Annotated in this window: 17 protein-coding genes; all 17 read left to right on the top strand. The window is 32.4% G+C overall.

All coding sequences use genetic code 11. From position 1 onward, the window contains the following. Nucleotides 1-431 precede the first annotated feature (431 nt). The 17 genes from mnmE to B4J88_RS06690 all read left to right on the top strand — a co-directional run bounded on the left by mnmE (nt 432) and on the right by B4J88_RS06690 (nt 22,773). Nucleotides 432-1,829, top strand: coding sequence for a tRNA uridine-5-carboxymethylaminomethyl(34) synthesis GTPase MnmE (gene mnmE, locus B4J88_RS06770; RefSeq protein WP_291066969.1), 1,398 nt, complete (start codon nt 432-434; stop codon nt 1,827-1,829). 219 nt (nt 1,830-2,048) lie between these two features. Then, on the top strand, nt 2,049-2,459 hold the full coding sequence (locus B4J88_RS06765; protein WP_280050261.1) for an excisionase family DNA-binding protein: 411 nt from the start codon (nt 2,049-2,051) through the stop codon (nt 2,457-2,459). Between the two features lie 6 nt (nt 2,460-2,465). Next, nucleotides 2,466-3,572 carry a site-specific integrase gene (locus B4J88_RS06760; protein ID WP_280063087.1) on the top strand — a complete coding sequence of 369 codons (1,107 nt, stop codon included), beginning with the start codon at nt 2,466-2,468 and terminating at the stop codon, nt 3,570-3,572. Between the two features lie 2 nt (nt 3,573-3,574). Beyond that, nucleotides 3,575-4,642: a DUF6617 family protein gene (locus B4J88_RS06755; RefSeq protein ID WP_291066966.1), complete on the top strand. Its 1,068-nt coding sequence runs from the start codon at nt 3,575-3,577 to the stop codon at nt 4,640-4,642. Between the two features lie 107 nt (nt 4,643-4,749). After that, a complete protein-coding gene (locus B4J88_RS06750; protein ID WP_280050256.1) occupies nt 4,750-5,052 on the top strand; it encodes a helix-turn-helix domain-containing protein in 303 nt (100 codons plus the stop codon). A gap of 2 nt (nt 5,053-5,054) precedes the next feature. Then, a complete protein-coding gene (locus B4J88_RS06745; protein ID WP_125350789.1) occupies nt 5,055-5,363 on the top strand; it encodes a helix-turn-helix domain-containing protein in 309 nt (102 codons plus the stop codon). Next, nucleotides 5,356-7,596: a DUF3987 domain-containing protein gene (locus B4J88_RS06740; RefSeq protein WP_291066963.1), complete on the top strand. Its 2,241-nt coding sequence runs from the start codon at nt 5,356-5,358 to the stop codon at nt 7,594-7,596. Before B4J88_RS06745 ends, B4J88_RS06740 begins: the two co-directional genes overlap by 8 nt. A gap of 54 nt (nt 7,597-7,650) precedes the next feature. Next, nucleotides 7,651-8,082: a hypothetical protein gene (locus B4J88_RS06735; protein WP_291066961.1), complete on the top strand. Its 432-nt coding sequence runs from the start codon at nt 7,651-7,653 to the stop codon at nt 8,080-8,082. After that, complete coding sequence (locus B4J88_RS06730) at nt 8,079-11,738, top strand: DUF6079 family protein (protein WP_291066959.1); 3,660 nt, start codon at nt 8,079-8,081, stop codon at nt 11,736-11,738. Before B4J88_RS06735 ends, B4J88_RS06730 begins: the two co-directional genes overlap by 4 nt. Nucleotides 11,739-11,780: 42 nt before the next feature. Continuing rightward, nucleotides 11,781-12,323: a hypothetical protein gene (locus tag B4J88_RS06725; protein ID WP_291066957.1), complete on the top strand. Its 543-nt coding sequence runs from the start codon at nt 11,781-11,783 to the stop codon at nt 12,321-12,323. A 15-nt stretch (nt 12,324-12,338) separates the two neighbouring features. Next, a complete protein-coding gene (locus B4J88_RS06720) occupies nt 12,339-12,725 on the top strand; it encodes a helix-turn-helix domain-containing protein (protein WP_291066955.1) in 387 nt (128 codons plus the stop codon). 1 nt (nt 12,726) lies between these two features. Beyond that, the gene (locus B4J88_RS06715) at nt 12,727-13,158 is read left to right on the top strand and encodes a hypothetical protein (RefSeq protein WP_291066953.1); all 432 of its coding nucleotides are present in this window, start codon (nt 12,727-12,729) and stop codon (nt 13,156-13,158) included. Between the two features lie 14 nt (nt 13,159-13,172). Next, nucleotides 13,173-15,800 carry a DNA methyltransferase gene (locus B4J88_RS06710; RefSeq protein WP_291066951.1) on the top strand — a complete coding sequence of 876 codons (2,628 nt, stop codon included), beginning with the start codon at nt 13,173-13,175 and terminating at the stop codon, nt 15,798-15,800. Nucleotides 15,801-15,808: 8 nt separating this feature from the next. Further along, the gene (locus B4J88_RS06705) at nt 15,809-18,580 is read left to right on the top strand and encodes a helicase-related protein (protein WP_291066949.1); all 2,772 of its coding nucleotides are present in this window, start codon (nt 15,809-15,811) and stop codon (nt 18,578-18,580) included. Beyond that, entirely contained in the window at nt 18,570-20,030 is a 1,461-nt protein-coding gene (locus B4J88_RS06700) for a PglZ domain-containing protein (RefSeq protein ID WP_280050240.1), read from the top strand. The genes B4J88_RS06705 and B4J88_RS06700 overlap by 11 nt, the downstream gene beginning before the upstream one ends. Beyond that, nucleotides 20,020-20,643 (top strand): hypothetical protein, encoded by a 624-nt coding sequence (locus B4J88_RS06695; RefSeq protein WP_280050238.1) that lies wholly within the window; start codon nt 20,020-20,022, stop codon nt 20,641-20,643. Before B4J88_RS06700 ends, B4J88_RS06695 begins: the two co-directional genes overlap by 11 nt. Before the next feature lie 111 nt (nt 20,644-20,754). Further along, nucleotides 20,755-22,773 (top strand): Piwi domain-containing protein, encoded by a 2,019-nt coding sequence (locus tag B4J88_RS06690; protein ID WP_291066945.1) that lies wholly within the window; start codon nt 20,755-20,757, stop codon nt 22,771-22,773. The last annotated feature ends 10 nt before the right edge of the window (nt 22,774-22,783 follow it).

Raw genomic sequence — 22,783 nt, 5'->3', positions numbered from 1 at the left:
ATTTTTTCAGGACGTTACAATACTACTACAAGTAATACCAAAATAGATATTACAATAAGTACATCTACAAATTTAATTCTAAAATTACCAATTCCAAAACCTCTTTTTGTAGCATAATTTTTCTTTGATGACATTATAAATTCCAATTTCTAAAAGAAATACTAAAAGTGTGCCAATTATCTATCAAAATCTAATTTTTTATAAGTTGATGATAATTTAGAATCATAGGATTAAAACCATTTGACTAAAAATTTTAATTTCATGATCCTCAAATTCTTTCCCAATAGCATCAGATGTAGCAGTAATTAGTTCAGGTTAAAAAACATCCCTTTTTAAGTATTAATATATTAACAGTAAATATTTTTACATTTTAAAAAATTATCATATAAATTATAATTTTCCAACAACTTATTATGTTGTAAATTTGCCTTATGCTAAACAACGATACAATTTGTGCATTGGCAACTGCCAATGGAATGGGCGCTATAGCGGTTATTCGTATTTCTGGACCAGAATCAATTTCTAAAGTTGCTCAGATTTATCAATCAAAATTTAATTCAACTAAATCTTTGAATGACGCTTCTTCTCATACCATACATTTGGGTTATGTGATGGATGGAGATACCATTGTTGACGAAGCATTATTCTCAATATTTAAAAATCCTCATTCATATACAGGTGAAGATGTCGTAGAAATTTCGACACATGGATCGATTTATATTCAGCAAAAAGTTTTAGAACTTTTAAATAAAATAGGCATTCGAAATGCCAATCCAGGTGAATATACTTTCAGAGCCTTTTGGAATGGTAAAATGGATTTAACACAAGCAGAAGCTGTTGCTGATCTTATTTCTTCGGATTCTAAGACTTCGCACGAAATTGCTATCAAACAAATGCGTGGAGGATTCTCTAATCAAATCAAAGATTTAAGAGAACAAATGATCAATTTTGCAGCTTTGATGGAATTAGAATTGGATTTTTCTGAAGAAGATGTTGAATTTGCAGATCGTACACAATTTTATGATTTATTGAATAAATTACAATCCATCTTAAAACGTTTAGCTGATTCTTTTGCTTTTGGAAATGTTATCAAAAATGGAGTACCAGTAGCTATTGTTGGTGCGCCAAATGCAGGAAAATCTACTTTATTAAATGCATTATTAAACGAAGAACGTGCTATTGTTTCGGATATTGAAGGAACAACTCGTGATACCATTGAAGAAACCATTTATATTGACGGTGTTGGGTTCCGTTTTATTGATACAGCTGGAATTCGAGAAGCTGGCGATACGATAGAACGGATTGGAATTGAAAAAACATTCGAAAAAATAGACAATGCTTCTATTATCATCTATTTGTATGATGCCAATATAACTGCTGATAATCAAATTGCGAATCAGTTAGATGATTTGCAACGTAGAGGAAAAATCTTGTTTAATGTTGCCAATAAAATTGATGTAAACAATAACGAATCAGCTATTTCTGATGCTATCAAACAAGAGTTTAAAGATGTTGTTCATTTAGAAATTTCAGCTAAAGATCAATATAATATCGAAGCATTGAAAGAAAATCTGATTCATCAAATCAAATTGAAAGGAACAAATCAGGATGACACAATCGTTACGAACTCTCGTCACTTAGAAGCATTACAAAACACACTTTCTCAAATTGGAAAGATCAAACAAGGAATGGACATGGGACTTCCTGGGGATTTGTTAGCAATGGATATCCGTGAAGCTTTAACATATTTGGGACATATTACAGGTGAAATAGATGTGGATCAAGATATATTAGGGACGATATTTGGCAAGTTTTGTATCGGGAAGTAGTTATCTTTCTTTTGTTTGTTAACTACCTATAAATGTTATATTTAAGAGCAACTATGTTGCTCTTTTTTGTTGCCTAATTGCTTTATTTTGATTAAATTTGATGTACAGTTGTTGCCCAAGCATCAAGTTTGTTGCCCAAAGCACATCAAAATTATAGTATGGAGAAATGATGCACCAACTAGCTACATCAAGCTACTTTGTGCTACAATTAGCAACATTATGAGTACGAACATCAAAATACCAAAATTCTGCCAATTCTGTGGACAAGCCTTTGTTGCCCAAACCACCACTACTCGCTATTGTAGTCACAAGTGCAATTCTAGACACTATAAGCAAATCAAGAAAGAAGAAAAAATAAGAGCCACACTAAGTGAGCAAATTCAAAATGTAAGTTCTGCAAATCCCGAAACCTTGCAAAGTTTGCAAACCCTACAAAAACTCCCAATCCAAACCACCAACTTTATCAATCTTCGAGATAAAGAATTCCTAAGCGTACAAGAAGCCGCTATTCTTTTAGGTGCTAGTCGTTGGACAATTCAAAGAATGATTAATCGTAACGAATTAAAAGCTTCTAAAATTGGGAGAAGAACAATAATAAAACGTACCGAAATCGATAATCTTTTTAAATGATGAATTATGAAAGTATCTTTAAGACAACGCAAGAAAGGCAACAAAATAACCTTGTACCTTGACTATTACGACAAAGGCAAACGTGAATACGAATATTTAGGTTTGTACCTAACACCTGAACCAGAAAAAGGAAGTTTGACTAAAGCTCAAAAAGATGAAAATAAAAAAATATTAGAGTTAGCAGAAAGTATCAGAAGCAAAAGACACTTAGAAGCACAAAATCAAATTTATGGTTTTAGAGATAAGGAGAAACAAAAAGGAAATTTCTTAACATTCTTTGAAGCACTAACAGAAAAGAAGAAAGCCAGCGTAGGTAATTACAGCAATTGGGATAGTACCAAAAAACATTTACAAGCGTATGATCCAAAAGGTATTTCATTTGAACGTTTAGACAAAGACTGGTTAGAAGGCTTCAAAGATTATTTAGATAATGTAGCTATTACTAAAACAGGCGAACCCATATCTTTAAATACTAAATACTCTTATTTCAATAAAGTTAGAGCAGCATTAAAGCAAGCATTAAAAGAAGGATTGTTAACATATAATCCAGCCGAACAAGTACAACCATTTCCACAAGATGAAGTTCAAAGAGAATTTTTATCTTTAGAGGAAGTTCAAACCTTAGTGCATACACCTTGTAAGAATGAAACATTGAAACGTATGTTTTTATTCTCGTGTCTTACAGGATTGCGTTGGTCAGATATCGAAAAGCTAAAATGGTCAGAAGTACAATATTCAGAACAGTTAGGTAATTTCTTACGTTTCAAACAACAGAAAACCAATGGAGCTGAAATGCAACCTATATCCGAAGATGCTCGTACCTTATTAGGCGAAGAAGGTAATCCAAAAGATAACGTGTTTACAGGGTTTAAATATGGCAATTGGAACAAGACTTTATTAAAAGATTGGATGACCGATGCAGGTATCAAAAAGCACATTACATTCCATTGTGCTAGACATACTTATGCTACATTACAATTAACGCTGGGTACTGATATTTACACCGTATCGAAGTTGTTAGGACATAAAAACCTATCCACAACCGAAATATACACGAAGGTTATTAATGAGAAAAAAATTGAAGCTGCTAACAAAATAAAACTGAACCTATAACTATGGATTTGATTGTATATAGAAATATCCTTTATGGAGTTTTGAAACCTTGGCAACAAGACGATGCGAACGAAAAGTTTTTTAGACAAAATCTAAATCCAAACTTTGTCAATCCAGCTGACCCTTCAACATTTTACGAAGCGTTGAAAGAGCTTTTACCGACTTATCGTGAATTGTACAATGAAGATGGATTAGAAGTTTACGAAACTCAACCAGATACAGAGGTAGAGTATACAATCAAAAAGCCAATGATTAATATTCAGTTGCAAGAACCATTTTCTGCTACAAGTAAATTCTATTATTACGTATTACAGAATGAAACGACACGAATCAGTAACAGAATTTACTATTGCTTCAATAAAGACATTAACGAAACCAACAAAAAGGAATTAATCCAAAATGTTATAAAGTCTTGTAAAGATTTACTTTTAAGAATTGGCACAGACAAGAGTTTATATCCTACAGATAAATTAACAGATTATGTAATCGACCTATTGGTTAAATGTATCGTTCGTTTATTAAAGGAAGTCGAATTACTTTATCCAGCCTATACCAATCAAATAAAAACAGAACAATACGAGATATTCTCTGAATTGCTTCACGATCATTTCGAATCTTTCGAAACGGATACTACCACACCAACATTCCAAGAGGCTAAAAATGAAATACTTCAGATTGATGATTTTAAACTCGAAAAATCAGACAAACTATCTTTTGGCTTCAATGGAAATAAAGAAAATCTTAAATCAGTAATAATAGCATTAAACAGACACTTATATCTTTTAAATGAAGATAAAACCTCACCAGATGATTTGTTAAGTGTGCTTACATCTAAAGATTTAAAAATTGGTGCGCCACAAATTCATTTAGATTGCGAAACCACTCAATTTGCTTATATCGTAGATAAATTAAAATCACATTTTCATAACCTTACACCTACAAGTATAGAACAAACCAATCTGTTTTATTCTAAAAAAGGGACACTATTAAAAAGGAATAATTTATATAAAAACAACAGCAATTATCCTAAAGAACAAGAAACTATTGATAGAATAATCAAACAATTATAAATAAAAACAGTAAGATGAGTAAGATGTCTTAGTAAGACGTTACTATCTTACTTTTTACCCCTCTAAATCTCAAGAATTTTGACTTAGTAATTTAAAATTATTGAGTCATGATTACAGAAAATTTAATCCTAGAAAAGCTTGCTCAATTAGAAGGTAAAATTGAGGAGCAAAATTTATTGCAAAAAGAAGTATTAACGTTTAACGATGTGTGTAAGTATTTAGACATAAGTTCTTCACACCTTTACAAACTAACTTCTCAAAAGCAAATTCCACATTTTTGTCCACAAGGGAAAAAACTCTATTTCAATCGTACAGAAATAGACCAATGGTTAATGCGTAACAGGCAAGAAACTACGGAAGACATCGAAACAGCTGCAGCTAATTATTTAATCAAAAACAAACGTAAATAATTATGAGCTTTTATAGATTTTCCGAAGAAGAGGTTCAACAGATTATGGATCGTTTAGATCAATTATCTATCGAGGTTAAGAAGAAACAACGTACCGAACCCGACCAAGTCTTTTACGATAATCAGGAGTTTCTCCAGATTATGAATATTAGCAAACGTACTGCCGCTTATTGGCGTACCGAAAACATTATTACCTATTCACAAGTAGGCAATAAAATCTACTACACTTTAGCCGACATCTTAGAGCTATTACAACGTAGTAAAATTCCAGCTAACAATTCCATTAACCTTAAATCTATTAACAATGACTAGAGTATCAATTTTCCAAAACTTCAATAATCCTGTACAAACCATTACATTACAGGATTTAATCTCAAACATCAAAACAGGTACATACCAAGATGATGTAAACACCATTCGTATGGCTATTGGAATGGGCAAACCCGAAAGAGCCGATGAATTAAAAAAGAACCTTTTAGCTTTCACGCCATCAGCAACCTATTCTGGTGGCAGAAAGAAAGAGTTTATTCAAGAATACAATCAAATCATTCATTTAGATTTTGATAAAATTGATGAAGAAGATTTAATTCAAATCACTACACAAACCGCATCTATTTCGTATACCTTAGCTTGTTTCAAAAGTCCAAGTGGTAATGGTTTAAAAGTATTTATTCAAGTAGATAGTTTACTACAACACCACGACTTAGCATACAAACAAGTACAAGAATATTACGAAAAGCAATTAGGTATTAATGCTGATCCTAAATGTAAAGATGTAACTAGATTGTGTTTTGTGTCGTTTGATGAAAATGCGTATTACAATCCATTAGCTACAATATTTGCTGTCAATACAAAGGTTGAAGAAAAAGGAGTCAATCAATCGGTACAAATGACGAGTAGTAATGCAGATGATGTATTTCAATATTGCGTAGAATTTACAAATAAGATTATCCAATTCGAAAAAGGCAATCGCAACAACTATGTATATCAGTTAGCGTGTAATTTAAACCGTAAAGGCATAAATCAGTTAGATGCAGAACAATTCATTTTGCAAAACTTTCATCACGAAAATCAAAAAGAATTCATCAAATCTATTGAAAGTGCATACAGAAATCAAGCACACGAGTTTGGTACATTTGCAAATACTGCAAACTTTGTAAACTTGCAAAAAGACAGTCCACCTGATAAAGAACCAGTGTATGATGAGGTAGATTATCTTAAAACCACACCCACAATTCCTGCTCATATCGTCAATTATTTACCCGAATTATTAATTGAGGGTTGCGAAGCGTTTAAGGATAACGAACGCAAACGTGATGTATTTCTTACAGCTGGACTAACTATTTTAAGTGGTTGTTTACCCAATGTTACAGGTATCTACCATCAAGAAAGAGTGTACCCGCATTTGTTCTCATTCATTATTGCTCCTGCAGCAAGTGGAAAAGGTGTGCTTAAAAATGCCAAACGTTTAGGCGATAAAATACACGAACGTTTTGTGAATAAATCGAACGAAGCTAAAAAAGCATTCGAAATAGAAAATGCAGAATACAAAACACTATTAGCCAAACGCAAAAAAGACGATGCTATTCCCGAAAAACCTGTTGAGCCAAAATTCAATTTATTGTTTCTACCTGCCGATACCAGCCAAGCAATGATGATGAAAATGCTTCAAGACAACGATGGTAAAGGTATCATTTGCGAAACAGAAGCCGATGCAATGAGTGGTGCAAACAAACAAGATTGGGGAAATTACTCGCATATTATGAGAGCAGCTTTTCATCACGAAAAAATTTCAGCAGCTCGTAAAACCAATAATGAATTATTAGAAATTCCGAATCCTCAATTAGCCGTTTCATTATCAGGTACTCCCGCACAAGTGCCCAAATTAATTCAATCAGCAGAAGATGGTTTGTTTAGTAGGTTTATGTTCTATGCCTTCAAAAATGAAATTATATGGCAAGACCCATCACCTAAAAAAGGAGGAATTATTTTCAACGATCATTTCGAAAAGTTATCTAACGATGTGTTACAGGTATATGATTTTTTAGAACAACACCCTACCGAAGTACAATTAACGCCCGATCAATGGCAACAATTAAATGTAGTTTTCAGTAAACTATTAACCAATACCGTATTGTTTAATAGTGATGATACCTCAAGTATTGTTTTCCGTTTAGGATTAGTATTGTATCGTTTCTGTATGATTTTTACTGCCTTACGCAAAGTGGAAAATGGCGATTGTTCAGAAGTGGTAGTATGCACAGACGAAGATTTTTTAGCAGCATTAGAATTGATAAATGTATATCTAAATCATAGCATCTTAATGTTCAATAATCTAGCAAGTCAGTCAGAACCTATTACCTACAAAATGGGCAGTAACAAAAAAGCTTTTTACGAAGCATTACCACAATCATTTCAGCGTAAAGAAGCAATAGAATTAGGCTCAAAATACAGTCTATCAGAACGTTCAGTAGATGATTTTCTTAAAAATTCTGTACCCGAATTATTGTCAAAAATTAAAACAGGATGTTATGAAAAAGTTTAGTTTACTATTTCCATTTTTAATATATTTGAATTTTAACATTTTCTATTATCCTCCATGAATACTTGTAAAGATAAAATAGTTAGTTTTTTAAATTCATTTCCTAGAAATCGGTTGATAATTAGTAAGAACAATTTCAATCTGGAAGAAATAAATTGGATGAATATTGGGAAATTAGTAGCATTGGAATTAAGTAATTTGGATAAGAAAAAAATAGTTTTTAAAATCAATCAATTACTTGATGAGATAATTGTGAAAAACAAAATTCAACATAAGGAGTTCGGTGAAACAATTGCAATTGAAAATATCGGATTACTCCTTGAACCTGAATTGAAATTTAACGTAGAAAAATTTTTATCAGATTATTCTCAAAATAATACGTTGATTTTAAAATGGGAAGGAGAAATTGATACCAATCAACTTTACTTCTTAACAAAAAATGATAACTATAAAATAGACTTAAATAACTTAAGCCACATCGTAATATGAAATACAATGAACTAATTAGTTTTGAACCTATAACAGAAGTTGTTAAGTTCAACAGAACTAATGAATCAGCATACCAACAGAATCTTGTAAAAACATTTGTTTTTTCATCTACTTTCAAAGATATTCTTATTCCTTTGATGGTACGTAATCTCGACTTGGAATATACAGAAGAAAGTTTCGGTTTACAAGTTGTAGGTAACTACGGTACCGGTAAATCACATACCATGTCTTTAGTTTCTTTGATTGCTGAAGATGAATCCTTAGTAGAATTAGTACAGGACGAAAAAGCTAAAAACGAACTAAAAAAGATTGCAGGTAAATTTAATGTTCTACGATTCGAATTAGGACATACGATTTCCTTATGGGAGATTGTAACATACAAATTAGAAGAGTATTTAGAATCAATTGGAGTATCATTTTCTTTTGAAAGTCTTGGAGCTAAATCATTTTTAGAAAAGCTTCAGTTAATGATGGCAGAATACGAAGAGAAATTCCCAGATAAAGGACTTCTTATCGTAATAGATGAGATGCTTGCATACCTTAAAGGTCGTTCGGGCTCTCAAGATTTAAATCAAGATTTAGCAGTTCTTCAAGCGTTAGGTCAGGCTTGTGATAAGTCAAAATTTAAATTCATTTTTGGGGTACAAGAAATGATTTATCATTCTCCAGAGTTTCAGTTTCAATCAGAAATGTTACAAAAGGTAAATGATCGATACAAAGATATTTTAATCACAAAAGATGATGTGTCTTTCATTGTAAAAAATCGTTTATTACGTAAAGACGAACATCAAAAACAAAAGATTAAGAAACACTTGGATAAATTTTTACCATTCTTTACGGATATGAATGCCCGTACAGAGCATTATATAGATTTGTTCCCTGTACACCCAAGTTATTTCGAAAATTTCGAAAAAATTAGAATTGGTAAAAGTCAACGTGAAATTTTAAAAACATTATCCAATCAATTCAAAGACATATTAGATCAAGAGATACCATCAGATAATCCTGGTTTATTGACCTATGATCAATACTGGAAAGATATATCGAATGATCAATCTATGATGTCTGAGCCAGATATCAGAAAAGTGAAGGAAGTAACTGATACGATTTACGATAAAATCGAGACCTACTTCACTGGGGTAAGAAGTTCTAAAAAAGATATCGCGACAAGAATTACCAATGCTTGTGCCATTAAAATTATTCAACACGAATTACAAAAGCAAAATGGGACCAATACCGAGTTATTGGTAGATGATTTATGCTTAACAGATAAAAATGCTTTCGATAGAGATTTCTTAATCGATATTATTGATTCTGCAGCAAACCAAATCATTACAGCAACTTCTGGTCAATATTTCGATAAGAATAATGACAACGGAGAGTTTCACCTTAGAATTGAAGGGGGAATAAATTTCGATCAGAAAATCAAAGATTATGCAGCAACAATGTCTGATAATCAAAAGGATGAATACTTCTTTAAATTCTTAGAAGTAAACCTTCCCCTTGATTATGATACCTACAGAACGGGGTTTAAAATTTGGTCACATGCCATCGAATGGCAGTCGCATAAAATCTATCGCGAAGGATACATCTTTTTTGGTAATCCAAATGAGAAATCAACGACACATCCGCGCCAACATTTCTATATGTATTTTATGCCAATTTTTGACGATACTAAAAAAATCAAAAATAACGAAGAGGATGAAATCTATTTTACTTTCGATAATATTTCGAAAGAATTTAAAGATTACATCACTTTATATGGTGCTGCTTTAGCGCTAGAAGTAAGAGCAGATAGTTCACAAAAACCAATTTACCGTCAAAAAATTGATGAATTAAACAAAAAAGCGAGAGATATTTTTAACCAAGAGTATGTTCAAATTACACAAGTAGAATACCAAGGTAAAGTGTTACCACTTAATGGTTATCCTTTACCGGGGCAAGGTGCGCCTAAGGAGCAGATTTTCTCTACGGTGGCTTCTATTGTTTTTGAGCCTTGGTTTAACGATGAAAGGCCAAACTTTCCTAAGTTCAGTCAATTAAATGCGCCAATAACAAAAATTAATTACGATAAATTAATAAAACAAGCTTTAACTAAAATTGCCAATCCAGAACAATTAAATAGAGATGGAGAAGGTGTTTTAGCAGGTCTTGGTTTATGGGTGCCTGGTCGTTTAGATTATAGCCACTCACCTTATGCTCAATCTATCGTAAAGTTATTAAAAGATAAAGGAGACGATAAGGTTTTAAATCGGGATGAAATCATTGAGTTCGTAGAAAAGAGCGTTGATTTATGGTTATCAAAAGATTTTAAAATTGAAGCTGAATTAGAATTTGTGGTCTTGGCTACTTTAGCCGCTTTAGGCGAATTAGAAATTACATTACATTCGGGTAAAGTGATCAATTCAACAAACTTAAACGATTTAAAGACTATCCAAAAAGAAGATTTTTGGAGCTTTACGCATGTAAAAAGACCAAAAGGTTTAAATCTTGCTGCAATTAAAGAAATGTTTATTGGGATTGTAGGACGTGATTTAAGCGGACATTTAAGTGATCCATCAACTTACACTCATTTAGTACAAGCTTCTTCGGATTTAGCGAAAAAAACCGTTGCTTTATTAAACAAAATTCAGAATGGGTATGTATATAAAGGAATTGAAATCATAAGTCAAGAACAAGCTTCTAAATACCGTCAAAACTTTACAGCATTCAGCGGATTTTGCGACAAGCTACAAAACTATACTTCTGAAGCAAAAATGAAAAACTTTGCTTTTTCTACAGAAGATATTGCACGTTTAATGCCTTATAAAGAGCAAGTGCTTGAGGTACAAAAATTATTAAATCAAATCACTGATTTGGATGAAGAAGTTTCTTATCTACAACAAGCCAAGCAATACATTACAGAGGAAAGTTTAAAGAACGAAGTAAACGAGCATTTAAATAAATTGCCTCAGATTGTTCAAGAAAATGACAAAGCAACTTTAGTACAATACAAACAAGAGCTTTCTGCTTTAAAAGAAAAATATGCCAATTGGTATTTAGAGCAGTATTTAAAATGTAGAATCAGTCAAAGAGAACATACCGATAAAATGGCCATTTTAGATTCGGATGAACACTCAATCGTTCAAATCTTAAAAGAGGCAGATTATATTTCGTCTTCTCCATACTTTAAATGGATGGAGCAAATTAATAAATTACAAGTAGCAGATAGCAAAGTCAATAAAGAAGCTGTGCTAAATGTTCCTTTTCATGATTTCAATCCGCATGAGTACATCAATGTTAAAGAGACATCTGTAAAGCAATTAAAACAAGACCTATCGGATATTCTTGAACAATGGAATCAATCGCTATTGGAAATTTTAGAAGATCCCATGGTGAAAAAGAAAATCAGTTTATTGGATGAGACGGAACAAGAGATTCTAAACCAATTCAAATCGGGTGCGGTACAACTTTCTAAGTCGAATGCCTTAAGCATCCGCAATGCCATTACTAATTTGCATAAAGGATTAGAGAAAGTTGAAATCGGTTACGACGAATTAAAATCGTCCTTTACAAAACCATTAACGCCAGACGAAGCCATCGAAAAGTTTAAATCTTATGTAGATGGTCTTGCAAAAGGGAAAGAGAGAGATAAAATCAGAATCATCATGAAGTAAAATTCACTTTAAAGTGAATTTTACTTGCTAATTAACTTATAAGTGAATAACTTTGCAGAAATAATTTGGGTAAACACATATCGTAAGGTAACTTATTATACAGTTGCTGTGAATGATGGTATTGCATTGTTCGATGCTTTTGTGGATAAACATACCGATGAAAATAAAGAAAAATTAAAACATATTTTAGCTTGGATTAAAGTCATTGGTGATAAAATTGGTGCTCAAGAACAATATTTTAGAAACGAAGCAGAAACCGCCGATGCATCCGCTTTACCTCCTCAAGGTGTAAATAAAGAACCGGTTTATGTGGAATACAATGAGGAAACAGGTACAGAGGAAAATAAACCGAATAATCTAAGGTTATATTGCTTGAGAGCAAATGAACATGTAGTGTTCTTATTTAATGGGGATATTAAAACGGCAGCAACACCGCAAGAATGTGAAAATGTCAGATTACATTTCAAAATGGCAAATAAATTGACAGAATTAATAGACGAAGCATTTCAAAATAAAGAAATTCGTTGGATTAATGATTATACAGAAATAGAAGTAGATGATGATTTTTTACTTCAATGGGATTAATATAAAACAGAGCGCATGAAAAAGTCAAATCATAATATATCAGATTGGCTAGACCAATACGGTGATCCAGAAATTGATAAGTTCGTTGAGAAAAACTTAGCAATTACCGAAAAAGTACGTGTTGCAATGGAAGCAAAAGGATGGAAATCCCAAGACTTAGCAAAAGCAATGGATAAGTCGCCATCCGAAGTGTCTAAATGGCTTTCAGGTATGCACAACTTAACGCTAAAAAGCATCATCAAAATGGAGCAAGCGTTAGGTATTTGTTTAGTACATACCGAACCAATCAAACAATACGAATACGTGTATTTGGGTACGATTAAAGGTGCGGAAGACTATGCACAAAAGGTAAACGATTACCAAGAATCTTACGCCGATCAAGCATACGAAATTGCCCTTTAACATGGAAAATAAACCAACAATACAAGCGGATAAAATTCACTTATTTCACCTGGAAATTCGTGAGTTTAATATCAATACGCAAGCTTTTAAAAATACAGCCGATCATAAACTGAACATTGCACATCGTTTAATGCACAATTTAGAAGATAAAAGGCTAAAATTAGACATGAGTTGCTCATTCCGAAATGATTCGGAAGAGCAATTATTGCAATTAGACATGGAGTATCATTTTCTTATCGAAAATTTAGAAGATTTTTATACCATCAACGAAAAAGGATTACCTAAATTTTCTGCAACCATTATTGCAACTATTTTAGGCATTGCGCTTTCTACGACAAGAGGTATACTTTTCGAAAAATTAGCCAACCAAGGCATCCATAACATCATCATTCCTGTAGTTTCTCCAATGAAGATGCTAACGAATAACCAATAACCCAATTCTTACAAATGACATTAGATTTATTCCAAAAAGAAGATCACCATACAAACGGTCCAGTAACCGTCTTAGGCCAAACATTTGCCAACGACGAGGAAAGACGTGCGTATTTCCGTGAAGAGTTACGTAAAAAATTACCAGAACTAAAAGAAATAGAAGGTTTCCCAATTGGGGAAGATGAGGACATCATCAACCTATCCGATCCTCCATTTTATACCGCTTGCCCCAATCCGTGGATCAACGATTTTATTGCAGAATGGGAAGAAGAAAAAAAACAATTAGAAAAAGAAGGCAAACGTGTACCTGATTTTGAAGTTACTGAACCTTATGCTGCGGATGTAAGCGAGGGTAAAAAAAATCCTATTTACAATGCGCACTCTTATCATACCAAGGTGCCACATCCCGCTATAATGCGTTACATTATGCATTATACACAGCCTGGGGATATTATTTTTGATGGTTTTGCAGGTACAGGAATGACTGGTGTTGCTTCTAATCATTCTACTTTAAAAAATGAAAAGTTAAAATCATCTTTTTTAGGAAATTTAAATACAGCAGGTTTAAGAAAATCTATTACTTCTGACTTGAGTCCTATAGCATCGTTTATTTCATCTCTTTACAATAAAAATGTTAATGTGAATAAATTTGAAACGAATGCAAATAATATTATTAAGAATGTTGAGGATAGATTTTCAAATTATTATTTGACTAAACATTCTAATGGTGAACTTTGCGAAGTTCAATATTATGTATGGAGTGAAGTCTTTGAATGTCCTAATTGTAGTCATGAAGATAATTTTTATGATTTAGCTGTGGATGAAATTAATTCAAGTATTAAAGATTCATTTAATTGTAATAATTGTGGACAAAAATTATCAAAAAAAAGTATGTCCAAAGTTATGGTTACTGAATATGACTCTAATTTAAATGATACTATATTAAAATCTAAACGGGTAATAACAAAAATTTGTTATAAATATAAAAATAACGAACTATTTAAAATACCTGATGAATATGATTATAACCTATTAGCTGAAGTTGATAGTTTTGAAATTAAAAATTTTATCCCATTAAATGTTTTACCTGATGGAAGTGAAACTAAAAGAAATGAAAAAATAGGTGTTTATAATACACATCATTTCTATATAAAGAGAACACAAATAATTTTATCAGAAATATATTCACTATGCAGTACTAATGAACTTAAATTTTTATTTACTTCTTGTATAACTGGATTAACGCTTCAACAAAGATATCGTCCTAATTCCGGTTTTCCTAATATGATAATGAGTGGTACTCTCTATATTGGTTCTTTAAATAGAGAATGGAATATTTTTAATTGGTTTAGAGGTAAATTAAAATCATTAATTAAAGCATTTGAATATAATAGCATAGAAACTGGTAATGTTACATTAATTCAAAGTGCTACCTCATTAATTTTACCACAAAATTCAGTTGATTATATATTTACAGATCCACCTTTTGGTGCAAACTTAAATTATTCTGAATTGAGTTTTGTATGGGAATCTTGGATAAAATTATTTACTAATGCAAATTTTGAAATTATTGAAAATAAATCTGTCGGTAAATCTTTAGATTTCTATAATCGATTAATGACAAATTCCTTTAAAGAATATTATAAAATTTTAAAGCCTGGAAAGTGGATGACGGTTGAGTTTTCCAATACTTCTGCGGCTGTATGGAATGGTATACAAACAGCTTTAGTTAATGCAGGTTTTATTATTGCAAATGTTGCAGCGTTAGATAAAAAACAAGGTTCTTTTAAAGCACTGAATACTGTAACAGCAGTAAAACAAGATTTAGTTATCTCATGTTATAAACCATCTTCTGAGTTCGATACCAAATTCCAACAATCGCAACATTCACCAATGGGCGTATGGGATTTTGTAGAAGAGCATTTGTCGCATTTACCAATCCATTTGGTAAAAGACAATGCCACTACAGCGGTTGTAGAGCGTAGTGCTAAAATTTTATTCGACCGTTTAATTGCCTTTTATGTACAACGTTCATTGCCTGTACCTATAGATGCAGGTAAATTCCAAGAAGGTTTAAAAGAGCGTTTTGTAGAGCGCGATGGCATGTACTTTACCCAAGAGCAAGTTGAAGAATACGAGCGCAAAAAAGCAGAAGTTCCAGAGTTTATCCAAATGAGTTTATTTGTTGGTTCAGAGCAAGATGCAGTCTATTGGTTACGCCAATTGTTAGAGAAAGAACCGAAAACAGAACAAGACTTACATCCATTATGGATGCGCGAAGTAGCGGGTAACATGCGCAAAGGAGATACCTTACCAGAAATGCGCCAAATATTAGAAGAAAACTTCTTAAAAGACCATACTGGAAAATGGTATGTACCGGATGCAGAAAACGAAGCTGACTTAGAGAAACTAAGAAACAAACGTTTATTAAAAATATTCGAAGACTATAAAACAGAAGCAGCCAAACCAAAAGGTAAGCTAAAAGAAGTACGTGTAGAAGCTTTACGTGTAGGGTTTAAACAATGCTACCAAGACAAAGATTTTAAAACGATAGTAAGCATAGGCGATCGTATTCCAAATAACCTATTAATGGAAGACGAGGTCTTATTACAATTCTACGATATTGCTGCTGCTAAAATCTAAACTATACGATGCTGTATCAAAACCAACCATGCGAACTCATAGGGACAAAAGAGGTATTCGGGCATAAAATTGCCTGGATACGTCTTTTAGAAAATAACACATTCATAGAAGTTCCTTTTCAAGAACTACAAGAAGACGAGCAAACTATTCACCTGCCACATATTCGTTATGTGGCTTTGGCAGCTAAAATAAAGGATGAGGTAGCCAAGAAAAATATCCTTGCACCTTACGAAAGCAGCTTGGTGCCTTTGCCACATCAAATCTTAGTGTTAGAGAAAGTAATGCAAGCCGAACAAAATCGTTTCATGCTAGCAGACGAAGTGGGAATGGGAAAAACCATAGAAACGGGCTTAATCCTTAAGGAATTAAAACTAAGAGGCGAAATCAAACGGGTATTGGTTATCGTTCCCAAGTCGTCTATGCTGCAATGGCAAGCCGAGTTAAAAGAGCATTTTAACGAGGTATTCCATATCTACGATTCAGAAATGATTACTTCTTTAGCACGTACTTTTTCAAACATCAACGCCGATGAAGAATTTAACTTTTGGCGTCAACACCATCAAGTCATTGTTTCTACCGATGCGTTAAAACCATTAGACCGTAGACAAGGCTGGACACAAGAACGCATAGACGAATACAACCGTTACCGTATGGATGCGGTTCTGAATGCCGATTTCGATTTGGTGATTATAGATGAAGCGCACAAAATGGGTGGAGCCAATGCCTTAGTTTCAAGGTATGTATTGGCGCAAGAATTATGCAACGCTGTACCAAATGTTTTGTTATTAACGGCAACCCCACATAGAGGGAAAGCAGATCATTTCAGACGTATTTTACAATTATTAGATCCGGATGCCTTTGCTGGTGATGGTTTACCTGAAATTTCAGAACTAGAACAATACGTGATTCGTACAGAAAAAAGAAATGCAGTCGATTACGAAGGGAACAAATTGTTCAACGAACGATTTACCTACAAATTGGATGTGTTGCTGGATATAAACAAACATGCCAAACAAATGGCATTGTACGAAGCCGTTACCCAATATGTCATCAAAGGATTCAATACCGCTAAACGTTCTAAGAATAAGGCGACGGGCTTGATTATGATTCTGTTCCAACGTTTAGTAAGCAGTTCTACTTTAGCCATTCTATCAGCAATGGAAAAGAGATTATACCGTTTGCAAAATAATTTGTTAGAGGCAGATAACGATTGGTCTGATGATTATGAAACGGCTACTGAAGAAGAATTAATCGACTTAGATTTTGAAGGAATCTATTTTAATGCTTCAGAAGGTTTAGAAGATGAAGAAGCGATTTTAGTTCAATTAATCACTCAAGCAAAAGAATGTTTAGCAACAGAAATTGATGCCAAAGCAGAAGCGCTATTAAAGAAATTTGAAGCCTTACAACAGGAAAAAAACGACACTAATCTTAAGATTTTGGTGTTTACAGAATTTAGAACGACACAAAAAATGTTAGTGGATATTTTTTCTAAAAAAGGATATCAAGTGGCATTTATAAACGGAGGTCAAGATTTAGATGATCGTAAACGGGCGCTGGTTTCTTTTAAAGCAGATAAACAAATTCTTATAGCAACAGATGCTGCGGGGGAATCGTTGAACATGCAATTTTGCCACGTGATTTTCAATTACGATTTACCTTGGAATCCCATGATGATCGAACAACGTATTGGTCGTGTAGACCGTATCGGACAAAAACATCCTGTACAAGCTTTCAATTTACTAACCAACAACAGTGTAGACCAAAGAGTTTATGAGGTAATTGAAGAGAAGCTTACCAATATTTTAGAACAATTTGGGATTGATAAATCATCGGATGTATTGGATTCAGCAATTGATATGAAAAAGGTCAATCAATTGTATTTACAAAGTTTATTAAACCCAGAACGATTTGATTTTGCAAGTGATAAATGGATGCTTGAAATTAAAAGTAAATTAAAAGAGTTTAAATCTACAGAAGGCATTTTACCTTTAGTTCAAGAAGAAGAAATTGAGTATAAAAAAGCAGCGGATGTAAAACACAGTCCATTGCCTATTTGGTTAGAAAATTTATATACCACTTATGCGCAAATTAAAGGAACTTCTTATACCACAACGACTTTAGGCTATGCTATTTTAGGTGAAAATGGGCAAAAGAAGAAAATTACTTTTGATCCAGAAGTAGCTTTAAATAATCCAGATGTAGAGCATATTACCTTACAGCATGACACTGTAAGAAGTTTATTAAATCAACTTTTGGAATTTTCTATCGAGAAAGGAATTCCTGTTGTAAAATCGAAAGAATCAGATGAAACTTCTGGGTATTGGAGTTTGTGGCAAGTAAGTGCTAAAAATCAGTTAGATCAAAAGTTAGATTACATCAGTTGTTTTGTGGCAGATAATGGCAAACAATATACGGCTTATGCCAACGATATTTGGTCAAGATTAATGGGCTTAAACGATAATTTTTCGTTTCAATCTACTTTACACCCTGAGAATTGGCAAGATATCCAAAATAAAGTGAATGAGGTATTATACGAAACATTCAAAAAATTAGAAGCGGAATTGATTGAAAATTTGGATAAAAAATTAAAAAATAAAGAAAACGCTTACAACGTACAAAAAAGAAGAATTGAGAAAATAGGAATTGAAAACATTAGAGAATCTAAACTAAAACGTTTAGACCAAGAACACAACAACTGGTTATCAAAAATGAAAGAATATCGTAATGTTATTCCTGGTTCTAAATTATTGATGACAATACGCATAGATGGAGAATAATTTCATATACCAAATCGCAAAGGATTTAAAATCTTATCATTCAAAAGTTCTTCGTGTCGAAAATTCTGATGGATTTTTAAAACGTAAAGATATCATTGCTGCTTTAAAGAATTTTGGTATTGAAGTAGTATGTGGAACCAATTTAGAGTTACGCATCCAATATGAATTGAGAAATGAGGAAGAATATTGTGTTTTGATCAGTGAAGATAATAATGGTTTTTTACCAGATATTACAGCAAATTCTTCTGCATTAATATGGTCTTTAGAGCATTATTTCAATTTTTTACATGTACCATCTATAAAGGATTTAGATATAAAATTATTGAATAAAATTTTCAAACAAGAGGTTTTTATTCCATTAAATAAAGCAGATACTGTAAAATTAATTGAAAAATTACGTTCAGAAAGCCTCATAGAAAACGAGGACGAACAAGAAAATCAATTAGTTGAAATTATTAAAGAAACACTAGCAGATACACCCATTAATTGGAATACCATTGCACGTGATATAGCTGAGTTAATCAAAAGAACTATCAAAAAGGGAACTTTAAATAAGTATGCCGAACTAATTACAGAAGTAAATGAATCTTTCCAAGTAGAATTGGAAGTGAATTATAAGCACATTAAAAATTCGAGTGCTGTAAAGAAACCTAAAATAGTATCTAAAGTTTTAGATCATTTAGCTTTTAATTATATAAAGGACAAAATAGCATTAATTGTAGTCGATGGATTAGCCTATTGGCAATATGTATTGCTGAAAGAAAAGTTAGATGTTGAAGCTACTGAGCAAACCATTTATTCGTGGATTCCTTCTATTACACAACTTTCAAGACAAGCAATTTTCAGAGGATCTAATCCTTTAGTGGAATATAAACAGGCTCCTGCAAATGAAAGAAAAATGTGGGAGAACTATTGGATATCAAAGGGAATTCCTAAGCATCAAATCACCTATTTTCATAGTGAAAGCTTAGAAGAAAATAACCTAAACTATTCTAAAATTGCGGTTGTATATAAAGAGTTAGACGATAAAATGCACAGTTCCGATGATTATAAGGATTTATATGATTTGACAATGAATTGGATAGAGAAAACATCACTATTTAATGACATAGAGCTATTAATAAAAAACAATTTTAAAGTATTTTTGACAACCGATCACGGCAATATAGAAGCTAAATCTTGGAGATCATTAGTGGGGAAGGAAAAATTAGGTACCAATAAATCAGGTAGTCGAAGCGAAAGACATATTGAATATACAGATACCTGGTTAAAAGATGAACTATTCAATAATAACCCAGAACTTATAAATTTTGTAGTATCTGAAGAGAATGCACTCTATTTTAAAAATAACCTAAGCTTCTCTAACAAAGAAACTTTAGTAACGCATGGAGGAGCACATGTTTTAGAAGTGCTTATTCCATTTATAGAAATTAAAAATAATGAAGAGTAAATCAATAGATATCAATCAGCGTATACCTTTAGATGCTTTACATGTTGCATTACAGAGCTATCTTGGTGGGGAGTATGATGAGCAATATATCTTAGAACAATTACACCTTGATTTTACAGGAGAGAATAGAATTAAAAAGTCATTACGAATCATCAATAAAATAATTTTAAAAAATCCCTTAGTACCTTATGTAGATCAACATAAAGAAGAGATTTTGAATGTTTTGAAAAGAAAAGATGACCGAAACTTAATATTAATTGCTTTATTAAATGCATCGTTCCCATTTTCATTTGACGTATTACGTACTTTCGGTAAATATTTAGCGGTACAAGACTTAGTCAATACAGAAACGATTTCTAAAAGCATTTCCAATGTATATGGTGGAAATAGAGCCACTGAAATTGGATTATATAGCGTTATACCAATGTTTATTGAAGCTAATATACTCAATAGACCCAAGCAAGGTTTATACGAATTAAATAAGCAATTTCATTGTACATCTTCCCTAAGCATAGATTTATACAAAGAATCATTAAAATTCAACGCAGAATTAAATTCATTTATCTGGGATGAGTATTCGGAACCGTATTTGATTTTTAGTAAAAATTATTAGTATAAATATTTCTAAAAGGAGCAAAAATTTGCTCCTTTTTTATTTCCCTAAAATATTGTAAGTTAGTTGTATACATTCAGTACCGATAACTCTAATTAATTACGATGAAATATGCAGCAACTAACGATAAACCTAATACCATTAGAAATCAATAACGCTACTTTACAATGTAGCTTTTATACAGAGAAGTTCGAAGGTTCATATCCATTACACAGAAGCGAATTACCTTGCGAAATTTGGGACAATCACAAAGAGGAGATAACAAGTCAATACTACTATACTTCCTTTGAAATTGGGCAAGATGCTGCATTCACTACAACCATAGATTTATCCAAATCAACCAAATTTGCCAAACACTTTTATACGCAACAGCTTTTGCGTTATATTTCACCAATGGTAGATGCGGTAAAACTAAACTTTGTAAAAGACATCGAAGTTTGGATTAAAAACACCTCACTATCTAAAACAGGGTACACCACTTACGATAAATACACGTTAAAAATAGAATATTCATACCTCATCAATAGCCTAGCTTTATTAATAGCGTATGATGGCGTATCTAAAGTGGCGACACAATCCATCAACACATTTAATATTCCAACCCATCATTTCAAAAAAGTAATATTCAGAAACGAGATTTTAAGTTTTGATAAGCTACATAACGAAGCTAAATTACATTTGGAAGAAGTATATCCAGTGCTAAACATCGGACTAAAAAACATTTTAGGAATAGAACATACGATTGATAAATCAACCAACAGATACAAAACCTATTATCAGTTAATCAATGATTTTAAGAAGAAATATGTAAACAGCAGTACATTAAGTTTTATAAATCCATCAGATAACTTTTACCCAATACCAGCCGAAAAGGTATATGCTACGCATTACCATTCCAATAATTTAAGGTTTGGCACAAATAGCGAAATAGATCCAAAAATTGGCATCAAAAAGTTTGGTCCTTATCAACCAAGCCTACATCAACACGTGAAGTTCTTTTTTATATATCATCAGCCTGATAGACAAGAATATGTAATTCCATTATACGACTATTTTACAAAAGGATATAAAACCTTTTTTCCTCCATTGGCTAAACATATTTGTCAACCATTCCATATGGATAAAGACACCAGCTTAGCGTATAAGGATATTAAAACAGCTTTAGTAGAATTAAAGCAACATCTCATACATTTCAAAAAAGAACCCGATACACGATATGTAGCCATTTATATAAGTCCTGTACACAAAGAATCAAATCAAGATGTAAAACTTTACTATCAAATTAAAGAAGAATTATTAAAACAAGATATTTCCTCACAAGTGATTTATAAAGAAAGCATCAAAAACAATTATTTCGGAGCATTCTTAGAGAACATTACACCCGCTTTATTAGCCAAAATAGACGGTATTCCTTGGCGTTTGGATAGAGAGCTAAAGCAGGAGTTAATCATTGGTGTAGGAGCTTTCAAATCGGCTCAATTCAACACACGTTATGTGGGCAGTGCATTCTGTTTTAATAACAAAGGAGAATTCAAAGGATTTGATTGTTTCAGAAACAACGAAATAGATTTAATAGCAGGTGCAATAGGAAAGCAGGTGCTAAAATTTGTTATAGATAATAATAACCAAGCCGAACGATTAATCATTCATTATTACAAACCAATAGGAAAGGATGAAATAGACCCTATACAGCAAACATTAAAACGATTAAACCTAGATATTCCAATCATTATTATTTCTATCAACAAAACAGAATCATCAGATTATGTAGCATTTGATACCAATTCACCAGAATTAATGCCAATAAGTGGTACGATATTGCAAATAAGCAAACTCAAATACCTTTTGTATAACAACACAAGATATTCAGTAGAAGGCAAACCAATAGCATATCCATTTCCAGTAAAACTAGCATTATACTGTACAGACAAAGACTATTTAGAGAACGTCAACAACGTAAAAGAATTAATAGACCAAGTCTATCAATTCAGCAGAATGTATTGGAAATCAGTAAAGCAACAAAACTTACCTGTAACCATCAAATACCCAGAAATGGTAGCACAAATATTCCCACACTTCGAAGGCGACAAATTACCCGACTTCGGAAAAAACAACCTGTGGTTTTTGTAATTCAAAACAA

This window comes from Empedobacter sp. UBA5036 (assembly GCF_002415215.1).
In the GTDB taxonomy this organism is placed as follows: domain Bacteria; phylum Bacteroidota; class Bacteroidia; order Flavobacteriales; family Weeksellaceae; genus Empedobacter; species Empedobacter falsenii_B.
This window is presented reverse-complemented; position numbering and strand designations above follow the sequence as displayed.